Consider the following 17,718-nt stretch of genomic DNA (forward strand, 5'->3'; position numbering starts at 1 on the left):
ACGTCCGCATGCGGATCGATCCCGAGAGCCGAGCGCTGAACGGCTTCTCGACCTTCCTCACCTTCGTCGGACTCAACCTGCTGTTCGCCCTGCTGTGCCTCCCGATCCTCACGATCGGTGCGGCGACGAGCGCGCTCTACGAGGTGACGCTCCGGTACTCCGAGGACGAGAGCGGCCGGCCTCTCAAGGACTTCTTCCCGGCCTTCCGCGCCAACTTCGGGCGCGCGACAGCGCTCATGCTCGCGCTGCTGCTGCCCGCGGCGCTGCTGGGCTTCTCCACCGTCTTCTGGTTCGCCATGCCGACCGTGCTCGGCGGCGTCGCGGGCGTGGTGGCCCTGCTGGGCGGGGCGTACTTCTTCGCCGCGTTCCTCTACGCGATGGCGCAGGTGGCGTACTTCCGCAACTCGGTGCGCCAGACCCTCCGGAACGCGCTGCTCCTGCCCGCGGCCGAACCGGTGCGCACCCTCGGCGTGCTGCTCATCCCGGTCACGCTCGTGGCGCTGACGATCCTGTTCCCGGTGTTCGGCATCATCGTCCTCACGGTCGGATTCTCTGTCGGCGCCTACGCGACGGCGTTCCTGTTCCGCAGCGTCTTCGCCCGCCACGAGGCCTGACCCCCGCGCGCTTCTCGCGGAACGGATGCTTCGGCCCCCGGCATCCGTCCCCTCCCCGCCGCGGAACCGGATGCCTCGGCCCCCGGCATCCGCCTTCCACCCCGCCCGACGCGGCCGCGCGGCGGTCGCCGCCATCCCGCACGGACCCCCGCCGCCACCGCCACCGTTGAGTTGTCGTATGTGCACGCGACACGCTGGCGTGTCGCGTGCACATACGACAACTCACGAGGGGGAAGAAGGGAGCACAGTCACGAGGGCACGACGAAGGGCCCGGGATGCGGCATCCCGGGCCCTCGCGTGGTGTTCAGCGGGTCAGTTCGCGAACTCCTCCGTCACCGCGATGCGCGCGTCGTTCTGCGCCTCGGCGTTGCCCATGTCGACCTCGAGCACCTTCTCGTAGCCGAGGCCGTTCGCGGTCTCGATGAGCTCGTCGCGGAGCGACTCGAACTGCGCCTCGTTCTCGGCGAAGACCATCTGCCACGAGAACTGCTTGATGATCTCCTTGACCTGGTTGCGCAGCGTCTCGGTCTCGGAGTCGTCCGCCGGCACCGTGAAGCTCGCACCCGGGGCGACGAGCACCTGGTCATTGGCCTGCAGGTACTCCATGGTCGACGTCGCGTCGCCCATCTTGGCCGACCAGTCCTCGGTCAGCGCGTTCGCGGTCGCCGCCTGGTAGCTCGGCCAGAAGGTGTAGCTGCGGGGGAAGCCGGTCTCCTCGTCGACCTCGATCGGCAGCACCGACGAGAGGTTCAGCGCCGAGACGCCGTCGGCGTACTCGCCGCCGCCCCACTCCTCGGGAACCGTTCCGCCACCGCCGAGGAACACCTGCGTGCCGAACTCGGTGAGCTCGGGCTCGCCGGCGTCGTTGACATCCCACGTGAGCCCCTGCGGGCCCGCCGAGCCACCGGTCTGCGCGCTGTTGGCGTACGCGCCCTCGGACGAGTACAACCAGTCGATGAACGCGGCGATGCGCTCGGGGTCCTCGGCCTTGGAGCCGATCGCGAACACCTGCTTGCCGCCGTACGCCTCGGCGCCGTAGGAGAAGATCTCCTGGTCGGCCATCGGCACCATCTCGAAGCCCTTGCCCGCGGCCATGTTCTCGTCGGTGTTGAACGCCGACTGGCCGAGCCACGGCCACCACGAGAAGAGCACCTGGCCGTTCTGGAACTTCGAGAACAGGGTGTCGTAGTTCTGCGTGGTCGACTCGGGGTCGACGAGGCCGAGCTGGTTCGCGTCGAAGTACAGCTTCAGGCTGCGCATGTACTGGCTCTCGGGGTCGAGGATGCTCTGGTAGTCCGAGCCGTCGGCCTTGGCCAGCGCGAAGCCGATCTCGTCGTAGCCGTAGAAGGTCGCCGGCTGCTTGGCCGTGACCATCATGTTGCCGTCCCAGTCCTTGAACAGCGAGAACCCGTAGACCGGCTGGCCGTTGTCGGCCGTGGGGTGCGCGGCCTTCATGTCGGCGAGCACCGGGAGCAGGTCCTCCAGGGTGCCGATCTCGGGGTAGCCGAGCTCCTTGTAGTAGTCCCAGCGCGTGTACGGGCCGAAGGTCGGGTTGAGGCCTTCCGACGGCTCGGTCGGCAGGAGCGACGAGACCGACGACGGGAAGGCGTACACGCCGCCCTTGTCCTCGTTCAGCTTGTCGACGGCCGCCTCGAACTGGGCCACGTTGTCCATCGCCGGGTAGTAGTCCGACGAGTCCTGGACGAGCCCGCCCTCGATGAGCTCGTCGAGCTTCTGGCCCTTGTCGGTGATGATGAGGTCGCCGAGGTCGCCCGCCGAGACGCGCGTGTTGTAGAGCGTGTCACCGCCGCCCGCGACGTTCGGGGCGATGATGTTGAGCTTCATGTTGAACTTGTCTTCGACGAGCTTGCCGAACCAGCCCTCTTGGACGCCCATGTAGTTCGCGAGCCCGTCGAAGACGTCGATCGTGATCTGCTCGTCCCACTTCTCGGGGAACTCCTCGATCGGCCCCTGCGAGTCGTTGCCGCCGGCGCTGCACGAGGCCAGCGACCCCGCGGCCAGGAGCGCGACGACCGCCAGGGACACCTTCTTTCGAAGCTTCATTGCTTTCCTTTCTTGGTGGGACCGGCCGCCGTCAACCCTTGACGGCGCCCAGCATGATGCCCTTCACGAAGAAGCGCTGGAACAGGGGATAGATGAAGATGATGGGCAGCACGACGAGCACCGAGACGGTCATGCGTATCGACGTGGGCGTCTGCTCGGTGGCGACGCCGGCGATCTGACCGAGATTGCCGCCGGCGTTCTGGGCCGCCTGAGCCAGACTCGACGCCTGGTTGATGAACATGTAGAGCAGGTACTGCAGCGTGTAGAGGCTCTGGTCGGTGATGTAGATCAGGGTGTCCTGGAAGCTGTTCCACTGCGTCACGGCGCTGAAGATCGCGATGGTCGCGAGGATCGGCGTCATGTTGGGCAGGTACACGCGGAAGAACACCTGCAGGATGTTGGCACCGTCCATCTCGGCGGCCTCCTGCAGCTCTTTCGGCATCGACTCGACGTAGGTCTTCGCGAGGATGACGTTGAACGGCTGCACCACGAACGGCAGCACGTAGACCCAGAAGTTGTTGGTGAGGCCGAGGGTCTTCATGATGATGAAGACCGGGATGAGGCCCGCGCTGAAGTACATCGTGATGATGAGGAAGCGGTACCAGAACTTGCGGCCCCACATGCGCGTCTGGGTGAACATGAACCCGAGGAAGGCCGAGGCGAGCACCGTGAGCAGCGTGCCGAGCACGGTGCGGCCGATGCTGACCACGGTCGCCATCGGCAGGCCCGGCAGCTGGAAGACCTGGGCGTAGTTCGACAGGTGGAAGCCCACCGGCCACAGCCGCACGTCGCCGAGCGCGGAGACGTCGTTGGCGCTGACCGAGTTGATGATCAGGTAATAGAACGGGTACGCGCAGATGAGGGCGAACAGCGCGAAGAGCGCGTAGTTCCCCACACGGAAGAGGATGTCGCCGACCGTGGGCCGGTAGCGAGCCGAGGTGTCGCGGCGATCGGTGGTCGTGATCGTCTTGGTCATCGTCGTGGTCATGATCCGGGTCCTCTCACACGATCGATTCGCCGCGGACGCGCTTGGAGATCGCGTTGACGGAGAGCAGGAGCGCCACGGAGATGAGGCTCTTCAGCATGCCGATCGCGGTGGCCAGCGACAGGCTGTTGCCCGTCATGCCGATGTTGTAGACGTACAGATCGAGGACCTGGATGTACTCCTTGTTGAACGCGTTCTGGAACACGTAGTACTGCTCCATCCCGTTGTTGAGGATGTTCGCGATCGACAGCAGCAGCAGGACGAGGTACGTCGGCATCAGCTGCGGGATCGTGATGTGCCGCATCAGCTGGAAGCGCCCGGCGCCGTCGATGCGGGCCGACTCGTACAGCGACTGGTCGATGCCCGCGATGGAGGCGAGGTAGATGATCGCGCCCCAGCCCAGCCCCTTCCAGATGCTCCAGAGCGTCATGGTGAGCCACACGTTCTGGTCGCTGTCGAGGAACTTGATGGGCGTGGTGATCAGCCCGGCGTCGTTGAGCACGTCGTTCACGAGCCCGGAGCTGGAGAACAGCGAGAACGCGATCATGTACACCAGCACCCACGAGATGAAGTTGGGGAGCGCGGTGAGGGTCTGCACCGAGTTGCGGAACCACGGCGCCTTGATCTCGTTCAGCAGGATCGCGAAGAACAGCGGCAGCACCGAGGTCGCGATGCCCAGGAAGCTGATCGCGAGGGTGTTCAGCAGCACCTGCCCGATCTGCGCCATCTGCGTGGGCGACGAGACCAGCATCTGGAACCACTGCAGCCCGACGAACTCGCTGCCCTCGAGCCCGAGTGCCGGCTTGTAGTCGTACAGCGAGTAGATCCACCCGTAGAGCGGCAGGTACGAGAACAGGAACGCGAGCACCAGGAACGGCACGATGCAGAGGAAGAGCTTGAACGACGTCTTCGACCCCGCGGGACGCAGCCGCCGGCCGCGGCGCTTCTTCGCGTTCTTGTCGAGGTTGTGGACCGCCGCCTCCTGGAAGACGACCTGCGATTGCGCCTGGGTCGTCATCGGGCGGCGCCCCGGGGGGAGGCGCCGTGGGCGGGTGCCGCTGGGTGAGCATGACGTCGTTCCATGTCACTCCTTCGTGTACGTGGCTGTCGCTCCGCCGGGGCGGAATCGGGGGTTCCGATGTCGAATCGCTTCGATTTCGAACCGCTTCGATTGAAGAGTAGGCGGGTGCATCGGATTCGTCAAATGTCGAGGTGTAACGCCGGGGTAACGATCGACGGATCGACCAGCTCCGCTGCCGCCCGGCGGAAAACGCCTACCATGGACCCGATCGGGCGCCCGGGGGCGCGACCCGGCGCGTGTCACGCACACCAGGACGGAACGAGCGACATGAAGCGAGTGGGCATCCGCGATGTCGCACAGCGCGCCGGCGTCTCGATCAGCACCGTCTCGAACGCGCTCAACCGCCCGCACATGGTGAGCGAGCGCCTCGTCGAGCGCGTGCGCTCGGCCGCCGATCAGCTCGGCTACGTGCCACTGCAGGCCGCGCAGCAGCTGCGCGCCGGGCGGTCCGGCCTGCTCGGCATGACCGTCATCAACATCGCCAACCCGTTCTTCGCCGACATGGTCGCCGGGGCCGAAGACGCGGCGTCGCGCGCGGGTCTGCGCGTGCTCGTCGGCAACTCCAGCGACGACGTCGCCAAAGAGCGCGACCACCTCGAGCTCTTCGAGCGCGTGCAGGTCGAAGGCGCGCTGGTGAGCCCTTTCGGACCGCTCGAGCCCTGGCTCGAGCGGCTGCGGGGGCGCGGCATCCCCGTCGTCCTGGTCGACGCCGTCGACGACACCGGCGAGCTGCCCTCGGTCTCGTTCGACGACGTCGCCGGCGGCCGGCTCGCCGCCGAGCACCTCATCAGCACCGGCCGGCGGCGGCTGGCGTTCGTCGGCGCCCGCGAGGAGGTCCGACAGGTGCGCGAGCGCCTGCAGGGCGCGCGCCTGGCGGCCGCCGCCCACCCCGACGTCACGGTCGAGCCGATCTGGACCCGGCGCACCACCTCCGACCTCGGCCGCGCGTTCGGCGAGCAGCTCGCGGCGCGCTCCCCCGCCGACCGGCCGGACGGGCTCATCACGTCGAACGACCACCTCGCGATCGGAGTGGTCCACGGACTCATCTCGCAGGGCGTGCGCGTGCCCGACGACGTCGCGGTCGTCGGCTACGACGACATCGAGTTCGCCGCGATCGCGGGCGTACCGCTGACCTCCGTGCGCCAGCCGGCGCGTGAGATGGGACGCACTGCGGCCGAGATCCTGCTCGCCCGCATCGCGGGGACCGCGGGGGCCGAGCTCGGCAACGTCGTCTACCAGCCCGAGCTGGTGGTCCGCGCGTCGACCGCCGGCCACGCGCTCCGCGCGGCGACGCACGGCTGACGCGATCACCGCGAGCACGCGCTCCGCGCCGCGCCGCGGCGCACGGTTGCAGGCAGCGCGACGCGCCGAGCCGTCGCGGCAGCGTGATGCGACATGTTGCACCCTTCGCCGCGCCGGGGCCGCGGCATCCGTCTACCATTGCAGCATGACGCAGAAAGCGTTTACCGGCGCCATCCGCGTGATCGGCATCGCCCAGCACCCGAAACCCGCCCGCTCCGTCCTGCGCCTGCTCGCCCGGCGACCCGGCCGCATGACCGTGGCGATCCTCGCGTTCGCGTGCAAGGAGATCCCGCTGTGGTTCCTGCCCGTGGTCACAGCCGAGATCATCGACCTCGTCGCGAGCGGCGGCGACGTGTCGACGGTGCTCATCTGGTTCGGGGTGGCCGCGCTGCTGCTGATCCAGAACTACCCGATGCACATCGTCTACACGCGCAACTTCATGACGGTCGTGCGTGACACCGGCGCCGATCTGCGCAACGCGCTGGCCGCCCGGCTGCAGAGCCTGTCGATCGGCTACCACACCCGGGTGAGCTCGTCGATCGTGCAGACCAAGGTCGTGCGCGACGTCGAGAACGTCGAGCTGATGCTGCAGCAGGTGACCCACCCGCTGCTGTCGTCGATCATGGTGCTCGGCGGCGCGATCGTCATGACCGCGATCGCGGTGCCGCAATTCCTGCCGGTCTACGCGCTGGCCGTCCCGATCGCGCTCGGCCTGCGCGCCGCGCTCAGCCGCCGGTCGCGCGCTCGCAACGAGGTGTTCCGCCGCGAGGTCGAGGGCTTCGCGGCGCGCGTCGGCGAGATGGCGTCGCTCATCCCGGTGACCCGGGCGCACGGCCTCGAGCGCACCGCCGTGTCGCGCGTGCAGGCGGGCGCCGACGGCGTGCGCCGCGCGGGCCTGCACCTCGACATGCTCAACGGCCACGTCGCCTCGATCTCGTGGGTCACGATGCAGCTGCTCGGACTCGGATGCCTCGTGCTCGCGGCCGTCTTCGCGCTCACGGGCGTGCTTCCCATCACGCCGGGCGAGGTCGTGCTGCTCTCGACGTACTTCACCCTGCTCACGCAGGGCCTGACGTCGCTGCTGATGCTCATCCCGGTCGGCGCCCGGGGCATGGAGTCGATGCGCTCGATCTCGGAGGTGCTGCAGGAGCCCGACCTCGAGCAGAACGAGGGCAAGCGCGCCGTCGCCGCGGTCGGCGGTCATCTGGAGCTGCAGCACGTCACGCACCGCTACGCCGGTGCCGAACGCGACGCCGTGCACGACGTCTCGCTCGACATCGCACCGGGCGAGACGGTGGCGTTCGTCGGGTCGTCGGGCTCGGGCAAGTCGACGATGCTCAACCTCGTGCTCGGGTTCGTGCGGCCCACGGCCGGCTGCATCCTGCTCGACGGCGCCGACATGCAGGAGCTCGACCTGCGCACGGTGCGGCAGTCGGTCTCGGTCGTGCCGCAGGAGTCGGTGCTCTTCGAGGGCACGATCCGCGAGAACATCGCGTACGGACTCGACGACGTGTCGGACGGGCGCCTGCGCGAGGCGCTGCGCGACGCCAACGCCGCCGAGTTCGTCGACCGGCTGCCCGAGGACTGGGACACCGTCGTCGGCGAGCGCGGCGCGCGCCTGTCGGGCGGCCAGCGCCAGCGCCTCGCGATCGCGCGGGCGCTCGTGCGCGATCCCCGCATCCTGCTGCTCGACGAGGCGACCTCGGCGCTCGACCCCGAGTCGGAGGAGCTGGTCAAAGAGGCGCTGAACCGGCTCATGAAGGGCCGCACGACGCTCGTCGTCGCGCACCGGCTGTCGACCATCCGCCAGGCCGACCGCATCGTGGTGCTCGAGCACGGCCAGGTGGTGGAGGTCGGCGGCCATGACGCGCTCCTCGCCGCCGGCGGCCGCTACGCGCACCTGCACGCCACCCAGGCCGGCCTCCCGCACTGACACCGGCGGCGCTCGCGCCGGCCGTCCGGCGGGGTGGAGGGCGTCCGGCGCGGCCGTGCGGTTCATAACTCAGGAAGAACCTCGCCAGAAGCGGTCCTGACGCGTGCGCCGGCCGATCATCCTGAATTACGAACCGATGCGACCGTCACCGAAAGCGGGATAGCACCTTCCGCCCGGACCGGGTGTGCGGCACGATCCCGTGTGGTTCGCAACTCAGGACGAATCTCGCCGGAGGCGTGGAAGAAGCGCTTGCTCGGGCACTCATCCTGAGTTGCGAACGGATAGTGGCCGCCGACCCGCCGGGATAGCGCTTTCCTCTTGCGCCGCCTACCCTGGACGAGACGGATGCCGCGGGCCGCGGCATCCGCTCACGATCCACCCGAAGGAGCCACCGTGACCGACACCCTCCGCTGCGTCATCGTGGGCACCGGCGCGATCGCCCACGCCCACGCGAAGTCGATCGCCGCCTACCCCGATGCCGAGCTCGTGGCCGTCGCCGACCTGAGCCGAGCCTCGGCCGAGGCGTTCGCCTCGGCGTACGACGCCCCGGCCGTGTACGACGACCTCGAGGCGATGCTGTCGGCCGAGCGGCCCGACGTCGTGCACGTCTGCACCCCTCCGGGCGCCCACCCCGCGCAGACCCTCGCCGCCTTCGCCGCCGGCGCGCACGTGGTGGTCGAGAAGCCCCCGGCACCGTCGCTGGACGAGCTGCAGGAGATGACGGATGCCGCGGCCGCCGCCGGCCGGCAGCTCGCGGTGGTCTTCCAGCAGCGCACCGGCACGGCCGCCGCCCATGTCAAGCGCCTGCTCGATTCCGGCGCCCTCGGGCGGCCGCTGGTCGCTCAGTGCCAGACCCTCTGGTACCGCGACGCCGCCTACTTCGCCGTGCCGTGGCGCGGGAAGTGGGAGACCGAGGGCGGCGGCACGACGCTCGGGCACGCGATCCACCAGATCGACCTCCTCGCGTTCCTGCTCGGCGACTGGGCCCGCGTCGAGGGCCGCCTCTGGCGCCTCGACCGTGAGACCGAGACCGAGGACGTCTCGACCGCGACGGTCGTGTTCGAGGGCGGGGTGGTGGCGCAGGTCGTCTCGAGCACGCTCTCGCCGCGAGAGACGAGCACGATCCGCATCGACACCGAGAAGGCGACGATCACCGTCGACCACCTGTACGGCCACGGCCACGAGAACTGGCGCATCACGAAGGCGCCCCACGTCGATCGCGACGAAGCGGGCACCTGGGCGCTCACCGGCCCCGAGGAGCGCAGCGACCACGCGCCCCTGCTGCGCGACGTCTTCGACGCGCTCCGCTCGGGGTCGCCCCTGCCGCCCACGGCCGACGCGCCGGCGCGCTCGATCGAGCTGGTGGCGGCGATCTACGCCTCGGCCGACGCCGACGGCCGGGTCATCACGCCAGCCGACCTCGCCGCGCACCCGACCCACCGCAAAAGCTTCGCGAGCACCGTGATCGACCTGCGCCCGGCGCGCTGACGCGCGCCGCAGAGCGCCGGGCCGCGGCATCCGCCCCGGTCCGTCACGCGGTCCGCCCCACCCCGCCCACCCCGACAGGTCAACCGGGCTTCGGCAGGAGACGGATGCCGCATCCCGTCCTGCCCTGGAACAGTTCACCTGCAGAAGCCCCGACCGACCGGGGCGCCCGCGCACTGACGCCCGCCGCAGAGCGCCGGGCTTCGGCATCCGTCCCCGGGTCCGTCACGCGACCCACCCCCACCGGCAGCCCCGCCTCGCTGCCCGACAGGTCAACCGGGCTTCGGCAGGAGACGGATGCCGCATCCCGTCCTGCCCTGGAACAGTTCACCTGCAGGAGCCCCGACCGACCGGGGCGCCCGGCGCAGAGCGCCGAGCCGCGGCATCCGTCTCCGCGCAATCTCCTCCGCACCCGCGCCCGCGCACGTCCTCGCCGCGCTCCGACAGGTGAACGGCACTTCCGCAGGACGGCTCGGCGCGATCTTCTCCTGTCCACGCCCGGTTTTCCTGAGGAACGCCGTCGGGCCGGGCCTGTCGAGCACGACCGCGACGAGCCCGGCACCGCCCGCTCGCCCGTTACTGAATCGTTCAAATATCTCGAGACGACGTCTTGCGAAACGTTTTTAGAGGAGGTACCGTAGCGGGCAAGCGCTTTCCAGCAGCAGCACCATACGCACCAAGGGATGCGCCACCCACCGCACACACAGACGACGAACGTCTCACACGCGGAGTTGCGAACGCAGACGTTCAAGAGAGGACAAGGATGTTCAGCAAGAAGCGGGCATTCGCCGTCACCGCCATCGCGGCCGGCGCCGCACTGGTCCTGGCCGGCTGCGCCGGCGGCAGTGAAGACGCTCCCGACGCCGCGCCCACGTTCGACCCGAACGAGGAGGTCACGCTCGACCTCGCCTTCTGGGGCAACGACGTGCGCGCCGACCTGTACAACCAGGCGATCGAGGCCTTCAACGAGGAGTACCCGAACATCACGGTGAACGCCTCGTTCCTCGGCTTCCCGGAGTTCTGGGAGAAGCGTCAGACCGAGGCGGCCGGTGGCAACCTCCCCGACGTGATGCAGTTCGACTACTCGTACCTGCGTCAGTACTCCGAGAACGGCCTGCTCCACGACCTCGACCCGTACCTCGGCAACATCATCGACACCGACCCGCTCAGCGAGAACATCCTGGGCATCGGCGTGGTCAACGACACGACCTACGCCATCCCCACGTCGACCAACGCCTGGGGCATGTACCTCAACCCGAAGCTGCTCGAGACCACGGGCGTCGAGGCCTACGAGGGCGGCGGCAGCTGGGAGGACTACCAGGACTGGATGGCCGAGGTCACTGACGCCGGCGGCGGCAGCGTCTGGGGCGGCACCGACTACACCGGTCGCATCCAGAACTTCGAGATCCAGCAGCGCGGCAAGGGCGAGGACCTCTTCACCGACGAAGGCGAGCCGAACTTCACCGAAGACGACCTGACGGAGTTCTGGGAGTCGGGCCAGGCCATCCGCGACGGGATCGGAGTGTCGGCCCAGACCCTCGAAGAGGTCTACCCGAAGTCGGGCTTCGACGCGGCGCTGACCACGAGCGAGCTCACCTGGGACAACTTCGGCGCCGGCTACCTGGGCAACCTCGGCGAGGGCTACACCGAGCTGGGGCTCGTCGCGCCCCCGATCACTGAAGAGGGTGCGAAGGACCTCTATCTCAAGCCCTCGATGCTGCACGCCATCGCCGCGAACACCGAGCACCCCGAGGCCGCGGCCACGCTGGTGAACTTCCTCATCAACTCGCCCGAGTCGGGTGAGATCTTCGGCACCAACCGCGGCCTCCCCGCCTCGGAGACCGCCCTCGAGGCCGCACAGCTCGACCCGCTGGGCCAGCAGATCGCCGAGTACGAGGCGTCGATCGCCGACCGCCTGGGCGACGCCCCGCCGGTGCCGATCGTGGGCTACGGCAGCCTCGAGGAGAAGTTCCGTCAGCTCGGTCAGGAGCTCGGCTTCGGCACCATCACCGTCGAGGACGCGGTCTCGCAGTTCTTCGCCGAGATGGACGTCGTCCTCAACCAGTGACAGCTTCCGGGCCCGGGTGCAGCTGCGCCCGGGCCCGGAACACCACTCCACACACCCGTATCGGAGAGTCCCGTGAGCACCACAGCGACCAGAGTCATCGTGACCGGTGAGGAATCCTCACGCCGGTCCCTGTTCCGCCGCAGCAGGCCCGAGCACGCGAACCGGCCCGGCCAGCGGCAGCGGGCCGTGCGCGAGAGCCTCGCGGGCTACGGGTTCCTGGTCCCGTGGCTGGTGGGCTTCTTCGGCCTCACGCTCATCCCGATGGCGTACTCGCTGTACCTGTCGTTCACGAGCTACAACATCTTCTCGCCGCCGAAGTGGATCGGCCTCGACAACTACATCCGGATGTTCACCAATGACCCGGCGTTCATCCAGTCCGCGCAGATCACCCTGATCTACGTCCTCGTCGGCACCCCGATCACCCTTGCGGCAGCTCTCGGTGTGGCGATGCTCCTGAACTACCGCGACCGCGGCGCCGGGTTCTTCCGCTCGGCGTTCTACGCCCCGTCGCTCATCGGCGGGTCGGTGTCGGTGGCGATCGTGTGGCGGGCGATGTTCGGCTCCGACGGCCCGGTCGACAACGCCCTGTCGGCGATCGGCATCGACCTGGGCGGCTGGATCGGCAACCCGGCGCTCGTGCTTCCCGCGATGATCCTGCTGGCGGTCTGGCAGTTCGGTGCCACCATGGTCATCTTCCTCGCCGGCCTGAAGCAGATCCCCAAGGAGCTGTACGAGGCGGCCGAGATGGACGGCGCCGGCCCCTGGCACCGGTTCCGTGCCGTGACGCTCCCGATGCTGAGCCCCGTGATCTTCTTCAACCTGCTGCTCGGCCTGATCGGCGCATTCCAGGTGTTCGCCTCCGCCTACATCATCTCCAACGGCTCGGGCGGCCCCGCCGGCATGACGAACTTCATCACCCTGTACCTCTACAAGCGCGGGTTCTCGGACGGCCAGATGGGCTACGCCGCCGCGATCGCGTGGGTACTGCTGATCGTCGTCGCCATCATCGCCTTCATCCTCTTCCGCACCCAGCGCTCCTGGGTCCACTACGCCGGAGACAACCGATGAGCACCACCAGTTTCGGCGAACCCGCCATCGCCACCCTCGAGAACCAGCTCGACGCCACCCCGCAGCAGCCGCGCCGCAAGGTCAAGCGCTCCACGTGGCAGACCGTCGTCTGGTTCGTCGTCCTCCTCGCCATCACCGCGATCGTGCTCTATCCGCTGGTGTGGCTGCTGTTCTCGACGTTCAAGCCGAACAGCGAGTTCGGCTCCAACATGGGACTGCTCCCCGAGAACCCGACGCTGGCCAACTACGCGAAGGTGATGGAGGGCATCGCCGGCGTCCCGATGTGGCGGTTCTTCCTGAACAGCCTCATCATCGCCGCCGGCTCCGTGATCGGCGTGCTGCTCTCGTCATCGCTGGCCGCGTACGCGTTCGCGCGCATCCAGTTCAAGGGCCTCGGCATCATGTTCGCCGCGATGATCGGCACGCTGCTGCTGCCGTTCCACGTCGTGATCATCCCGCAGTACATCATCTTCCAGCGCCTGGACATGATCGACACGTTCTGGCCGCTGCTGCTGCCGAAGTTCCTCGCCACCGAAGCATTCTTCGTGTTCCTGCTCGTTCAGTTCATCCGCCAGATGCCCCGCGACATGGACGAAGCGGCCCGCATCGACGGCGCCGGCCACATGCGCATCTTCTGGTCGATCATCCTGCCGCTGATCAAGCCCGCCCTGATCACCTGCTCGATCTTCGCGTTCATCTGGGCCTGGAACGACTTCCTCGGACCCCTGCTCTACCTCACCAGCCCCGAGAACTACCCCCTCCCCATCGCCCTCCGCCTCTACAACGACCAGACCTCCACGAGCGACTACGGCGCCACCGTCACCGCGTCGTTCGTGGCGCTGATCCCGGTGCTGCTGTTCTTCCTGGTGTTCCAGCGCTTCCTCGTCGACGGCGTCGCCACCCAGGGCCTCAAGGGCTGACACCTCGACGATCCCCGCAAGAACCGAGGAGGAAGGATGCCGCACCCCATGGACCGCAAGACACTTCGTGCCGCCCGCCGGGCCGACGCGTCCGGCAGCGGGCCCACGCTCGAGGAGCGCGAGCCTGCCCGCTACCCGGGCGCCAAGGGCGCCTTCGCCCTGTTCGGCGAGGTGCTGCTCACGGGGCTCCTCATCACTGCGGCTGGGATCCTCGTGATCACCCTTCCCGCGGCACTGGCCGCCGGCATCCGTCACCTCCGCCGGTATGCGAACGCCGAGCAGTCCCACGTCCGCACGTTCTGGCAGGAGTTCCGCAAGGCCCTGCCCGGCGGCCTCGCCGTCGGCGGGGTCGCGATCGCGCTCGCCCTCCTGCTGCTGCTCGACATCGACCTCGCGGGCTCGGGCGCCCTTCCCGGCGGCACGGTCATCGCGGTCGTCGGCTGGGCGGGGCTCGTCGTCGGCGCGGTCGCGCTGCTCGTCGCCGCCGGGTCGTGGACGCCCGAACACGGCTGGCGCGCGGCGGTCCGCGGCATCCCGTCGGCCCTCGCGCCCGACCCGATCGGTGCGGTGTACCTCGCCGCTGCGGCGGGCCTCGTGGCCGTCGTGACGTGGATGCTGCCGCCCCTGCTCATCGCCGGGCTCGGCTGCGCCGCCTTCGCGGTGATGGCCGTACCCGCGCGCCGCCACCGCTGAACCCCTCACCGACCCGAAGCCAGATCAAGGAGCTCGTCGACGTGCTGTACGGCGCCGATTACAACCCCGACCAGTGGCCGGAAGAGGTGTGGGACGAGGACGTCCGCCTCATGCGCGAGGCCGGCGTGAACATCGTGAGCCTCGGCATCTTCGCGTGGTCGCGCATCCAGCCCGCCGAGGACGTGTGGGACTTCGACTGGCTCGACACCGTGATCGGCAAGCTTCACGCCGGCGGGATCGCCGTGAACCTCGCGACCGCGACGGCGTCTCCCCCGCCGTGGGTGAGCGCGACCTACCCCGAGACGCTCCCGGCCGACGAGTCCGGCGCCTCGTACTGGCCGGGCAGCCGGCAGCACTTCGCGCCGTCGTCGCCCACCTACCGGCGCCTCGCGGGCGAGCTCGTGCGGCGCCTCGCGGAGCGCTACGCCCACCACCCCGCCGTGGTGATGTGGCACGTCGGCAACGAGTTCGGCTGCCACCTCTGGATGGACTTCTCGGATGCCGCGCGCGACGCGTATCGCGCGTGGCTCGAGAAGAAGTACGCCACCGTCGCGGCGCTCAACGAGGCATGGGGCACGAGCTTCTGGTCGCAGCGGTACGGGTCGTTCGACGAGGTCTTCCCGCCGCGCCTCGCGCCCTACAGCCACAACCCGTCGTCGATGCTCGACTGGCGCCGGTTCACCAGCGACATGCTGCTCGAGTGCTACCTGATGGAGCGCGAGATCCTGCTCGCGGCGGGCGCGACGCAGCCCATCACGACGAACTTCATGGGGCCGTTCAAGCCCGCGGACTACCGCCGGTGGGCGCCCTTCATGGACGTCATCGCCGACGACTGCTACCCCGACCCGGCGAACCCGCACCGGGTGCGCGACGCGGCCTTCCAGCGCGACCTCGTGCGCTCGCTCAAGCCCGGGGTGCCGTGGCTGCTGTGGGAGCAGGCGACGGATGCCGTCAACTGGCGTCCGGCGAACGCCGGCAAGCGTCCCGGCGCGCTCATGGCCGAGACCGCCCAGTCGGTCGCGCGCGGCGCCGACGGCATCATGTTCTTCCAGTGGCGCCAGTCACGGGCGGGCAGCGAGAAGTTCCACTCCGCGATGCTCCCCCACGCCGGCACCGAGACCCGCACCTGGGACGCGGTGACCGAGCTCGGCGCGCGCCTGGCCGCGCTGCCCAGCCTTCCCGCCCCCGGGCGCGGCGACGCACAGGTCGCGCTGGTGTTCGACTGGGAGAACTGGTGGGCCGTCGAGGAGCGCGACCACCCGACGCGGATCGACTACCTCGCGCTCGTCCTCGAGTGGTACGGGGCCTTCCACGCGCGCGGCATCCAGGTCGACATCATCGGTCCCGAAGAGGCGGGCTCGCCCTACGACCTCGTCGTCGCGCCGGCACTGTACCTGCTCCGCGACGAGGGCGCCGAGGCCCTGAGCCGGTTCGTCGGCGACGGCGGGACGCTCCTCACCGGCCCCTTCACCGACATCGTCGACGCTCACGACCAGTTCCGCGACGGCGGCTTCCTCACGCAGCTCGGCCCCGTGCTGGGCCTGCGCTTCGAGGACTTCGGCGCCCTCGCCGGGACGGCGGCGAGCGCCAGCGGCGTGGGCGCGCTGGCCGCCGACGCCCTCCACGCCGTGCCCGCGACCGCCGGGGCCACGGTCGAGTTCGCGGTCGGCGACACGACCCACACCGGCCGCCTGGTCGCCGAGTCGGTGCACCCCGCCGGGGCCGACGTCGTCGCCTCCTTCGCGTCCGGCCCGCAGACCGGCTCCGCCGCCGTGACGCGGCACCGCTTCGGCGCCGGCGCAGCCTGGTACACCGCCACCCAGCCCGACCCCGACGGCATCGCGGCGATCGTCGACGCGGTGGTCGCGGCATCCGGTGTCCGTCCCGTCGTCGCAGGCCTTCCCGCCGGGGTCGAGGCCGCGCGCCGGGGCGGCCTCGTCACCCTCATCAACCACGGCGACGACCGCGTCGAGATCGCGATCGAGGGGACGGATGCCGAGACCGGCCTCGTCACCGACCGCGTCGTCCTCGACCCCCAGGGCGTCGCCTTCGTCACCGCGCCCGTGGCTGCGGCGCCGGCAGACGTCGTGCCGTCGCCGGCACGCGCCACGGCGCCCGCCGTCGCGGTCGTGCCCTGAACCCGACCGACCCTGACCGCACCCGATCCAACCCGACCCGAAAGAAAGTGGAGACATCCATGCCCGCACCTCGCAGACTGCTCGCCGCCGCCGCGCTGACGGCGTCCGCCGCTGTCGTCCTGGCCGGCTGCGCCGGCGGCGCCCAGGGCGACGCCGCCGCGTACGACCCCGACGAGAAGGTCACGCTCGACTTCGCCTTCTGGGGCAACGACGACCGCGCCACGCGATACAACGAGCTGATCGCGGCGTTCAACGAGGAGTACCCGAACATCACGGTCAACACCTCGTTCACCGACTTCCCGAGCTTCTGGGAGAAGCGCCAGACCGAGGCCGCGGGTGGCGGCCTGCCCGACGTGTTCCAGTTCTCCGACAGCTACCTGCGCCAGTACGGCGAGTCGGGCAACCTGCTCGACCTCGCGACGGTGTCGGACTACATCGACACCACGACGTTCGACGAGTCGCTGCTGGGCACCGGTGCGCTGAACGGCGTGCAGTACTCGCTGCCGACCGGCTACAGCCTGTGGGCGAACTTCGTCAACGACGACCTCGTCGCGCAGGCGGGCGTCGAGGCGCCGGAGGGCGGCACCAGCTTCGCCGACTTCGACGAGTGGATGGCGTCGGTCACCGACGCGACCGGAGGCACGGTCTACGGCGGCACCGACTACACCCAGCGCATCCAGGTGTTCGAGCTCGTGCTGCGCGCGAACGGCGGAAACCTCTACACCGACGACGGCGAGCTCGGCTTCACCGAGGACGAGCTGCGCGAATTCTGGGAGTCGGGCGACGACATCCGCGACGGCGTCACCGTGCCGCAGCAGCGGCTCGAGGAGCTCTCGCCGAAGTCGGGCTTCGGCGCCGGCATCACGGCGAGCGAGATGAGCTGGAGCAACTTCCTCGGCGGCTACCTCGCCGACTCGGGCTCCTCCTCGATCTCGCTGGTCGCGCCGCCCACGGCGAAGGAGGGCTCGAAGGACCTCTACCGCCAGGCCGGTCTCCAGGTCGCGATCGCCGAGAACACCGAGCACCCCGAGGCCGCGGCGATCTTCCTCGACTACGTCGTGAACAGCCCCGAGGCCGGTGAGATCTTCGGCACCACGCTCGGCTTCCCCGCCTCCAGCTCGAAGCTCGAGGGCACCACGCTCGAGGGCGCCGACAAGCAGGTCGCCGACTACATCGACTCGGCCGCCGACCGCATCGGCGACGCCCCGCCGGTCCCCGTCGTCGGCTACGGCTCGCTCGAGCAGACCTTCTGGGACCTCGGCAAGTCGATCGGCCTGGGCGCCCTCTCGGTCGACGACGCCGTGACGCAGTTCTTCGCGGAGGCCGACGCCATCCTCGGCTGACGTCGAGCCCGACCCGAACGCGGG

General features: G+C 69.4%; 13 protein-coding genes. 10 read left to right on the forward strand and 3 right to left on the reverse strand.

The annotated features are described in order from the left end of the window. Positions 1 to 8: 8 nt before the first annotated feature. Positions 9 to 614, forward strand: a complete 606-nt coding sequence (locus R8Z57_RS04365; protein WP_318352517.1) for a DUF624 domain-containing protein — start codon at positions 9 to 11, stop codon at positions 612 to 614. Positions 615 to 926: 312 nt separating this feature from the next. On the opposite strand, the gene R8Z57_RS04370 is transcribed toward R8Z57_RS04365, so the two are convergent. The 3 genes from R8Z57_RS04370 to R8Z57_RS04380 are packed head-to-tail and all read right to left on the reverse strand — an operon-like array spanning position 927 to position 4,681. Further along, a complete protein-coding gene (locus R8Z57_RS04370; protein WP_318352518.1) occupies positions 927 to 2,678 on the reverse strand; it encodes an ABC transporter substrate-binding protein in 1,752 nt (583 codons plus the stop codon). 31 nt (positions 2,679 to 2,709) lie between these two features. Continuing rightward, complete coding sequence (locus R8Z57_RS04375; RefSeq protein WP_318352519.1) at positions 2,710 to 3,666, reverse strand: carbohydrate ABC transporter permease; 957 nt, start codon at positions 3,664 to 3,666, stop codon at positions 2,710 to 2,712. A gap of 13 nt (positions 3,667 to 3,679) precedes the next feature. Continuing rightward, positions 3,680 to 4,681, reverse strand: a complete 1,002-nt coding sequence (locus tag R8Z57_RS04380) for an ABC transporter permease (protein WP_318352520.1) — start codon at positions 4,679 to 4,681, stop codon at positions 3,680 to 3,682. A gap of 330 nt (positions 4,682 to 5,011) precedes the next feature. On the opposite strand from R8Z57_RS04380, the gene R8Z57_RS04385 reads away from it, so the two are divergent. The 9 genes from R8Z57_RS04385 to R8Z57_RS04425 all read left to right on the forward strand — a co-directional run bounded on the left by R8Z57_RS04385 (position 5,012) and on the right by R8Z57_RS04425 (position 17,694). Further along, complete coding sequence (locus tag R8Z57_RS04385) at positions 5,012 to 6,046, forward strand: LacI family DNA-binding transcriptional regulator (protein ID WP_318352521.1); 1,035 nt, start codon at positions 5,012 to 5,014, stop codon at positions 6,044 to 6,046. Positions 6,047 to 6,191: 145 nt separating this feature from the next. Further along, positions 6,192 to 7,979 carry an ABC transporter ATP-binding protein gene (locus tag R8Z57_RS04390; protein WP_318352522.1) on the forward strand — a complete coding sequence of 596 codons (1,788 nt, stop codon included), beginning with the start codon at positions 6,192 to 6,194 and terminating at the stop codon, positions 7,977 to 7,979. Between the two features lie 393 nt (positions 7,980 to 8,372). Beyond that, positions 8,373 to 9,467, forward strand: a complete 1,095-nt coding sequence (locus R8Z57_RS04395) for a Gfo/Idh/MocA family oxidoreductase (protein WP_318352523.1) — start codon at positions 8,373 to 8,375, stop codon at positions 9,465 to 9,467. A gap of 760 nt (positions 9,468 to 10,227) precedes the next feature. Continuing rightward, a complete protein-coding gene (locus R8Z57_RS04400) occupies positions 10,228 to 11,532 on the forward strand; it encodes an ABC transporter substrate-binding protein (protein WP_318352524.1) in 1,305 nt (434 codons plus the stop codon). Positions 11,533 to 11,604: 72 nt separating this feature from the next. Then, entirely contained in the window at positions 11,605 to 12,600 is a 996-nt protein-coding gene (locus R8Z57_RS04405) for a sugar ABC transporter permease (protein WP_318352525.1), read from the forward strand. Then, a complete protein-coding gene (locus R8Z57_RS04410; protein ID WP_318352526.1) occupies positions 12,597 to 13,520 on the forward strand; it encodes a carbohydrate ABC transporter permease in 924 nt (307 codons plus the stop codon). The genes R8Z57_RS04405 and R8Z57_RS04410 overlap by 4 nt, the downstream gene beginning before the upstream one ends. A gap of 48 nt (positions 13,521 to 13,568) precedes the next feature. Then, positions 13,569 to 14,213, forward strand: a complete 645-nt coding sequence (locus R8Z57_RS04415; protein WP_318352527.1) for a DUF624 domain-containing protein — start codon at positions 13,569 to 13,571, stop codon at positions 14,211 to 14,213. 41 nt (positions 14,214 to 14,254) lie between these two features. Next, a complete protein-coding gene (locus R8Z57_RS04420) occupies positions 14,255 to 16,351 on the forward strand; it encodes a beta-galactosidase (protein ID WP_318352528.1) in 2,097 nt (698 codons plus the stop codon). A 59-nt stretch (positions 16,352 to 16,410) separates the two neighbouring features. Continuing rightward, positions 16,411 to 17,694 (forward strand): ABC transporter substrate-binding protein, encoded by a 1,284-nt coding sequence (locus R8Z57_RS04425; RefSeq protein WP_318352529.1) that lies wholly within the window; start codon positions 16,411 to 16,413, stop codon positions 17,692 to 17,694. The last annotated feature ends 24 nt before the right edge of the window (positions 17,695 to 17,718 follow it).

The organism is Microbacterium sp. M3 (assembly GCF_033548675.1).
Classification (GTDB): domain Bacteria; phylum Actinomycetota; class Actinomycetes; order Actinomycetales; family Microbacteriaceae; genus Microbacterium; species Microbacterium arthrosphaerae.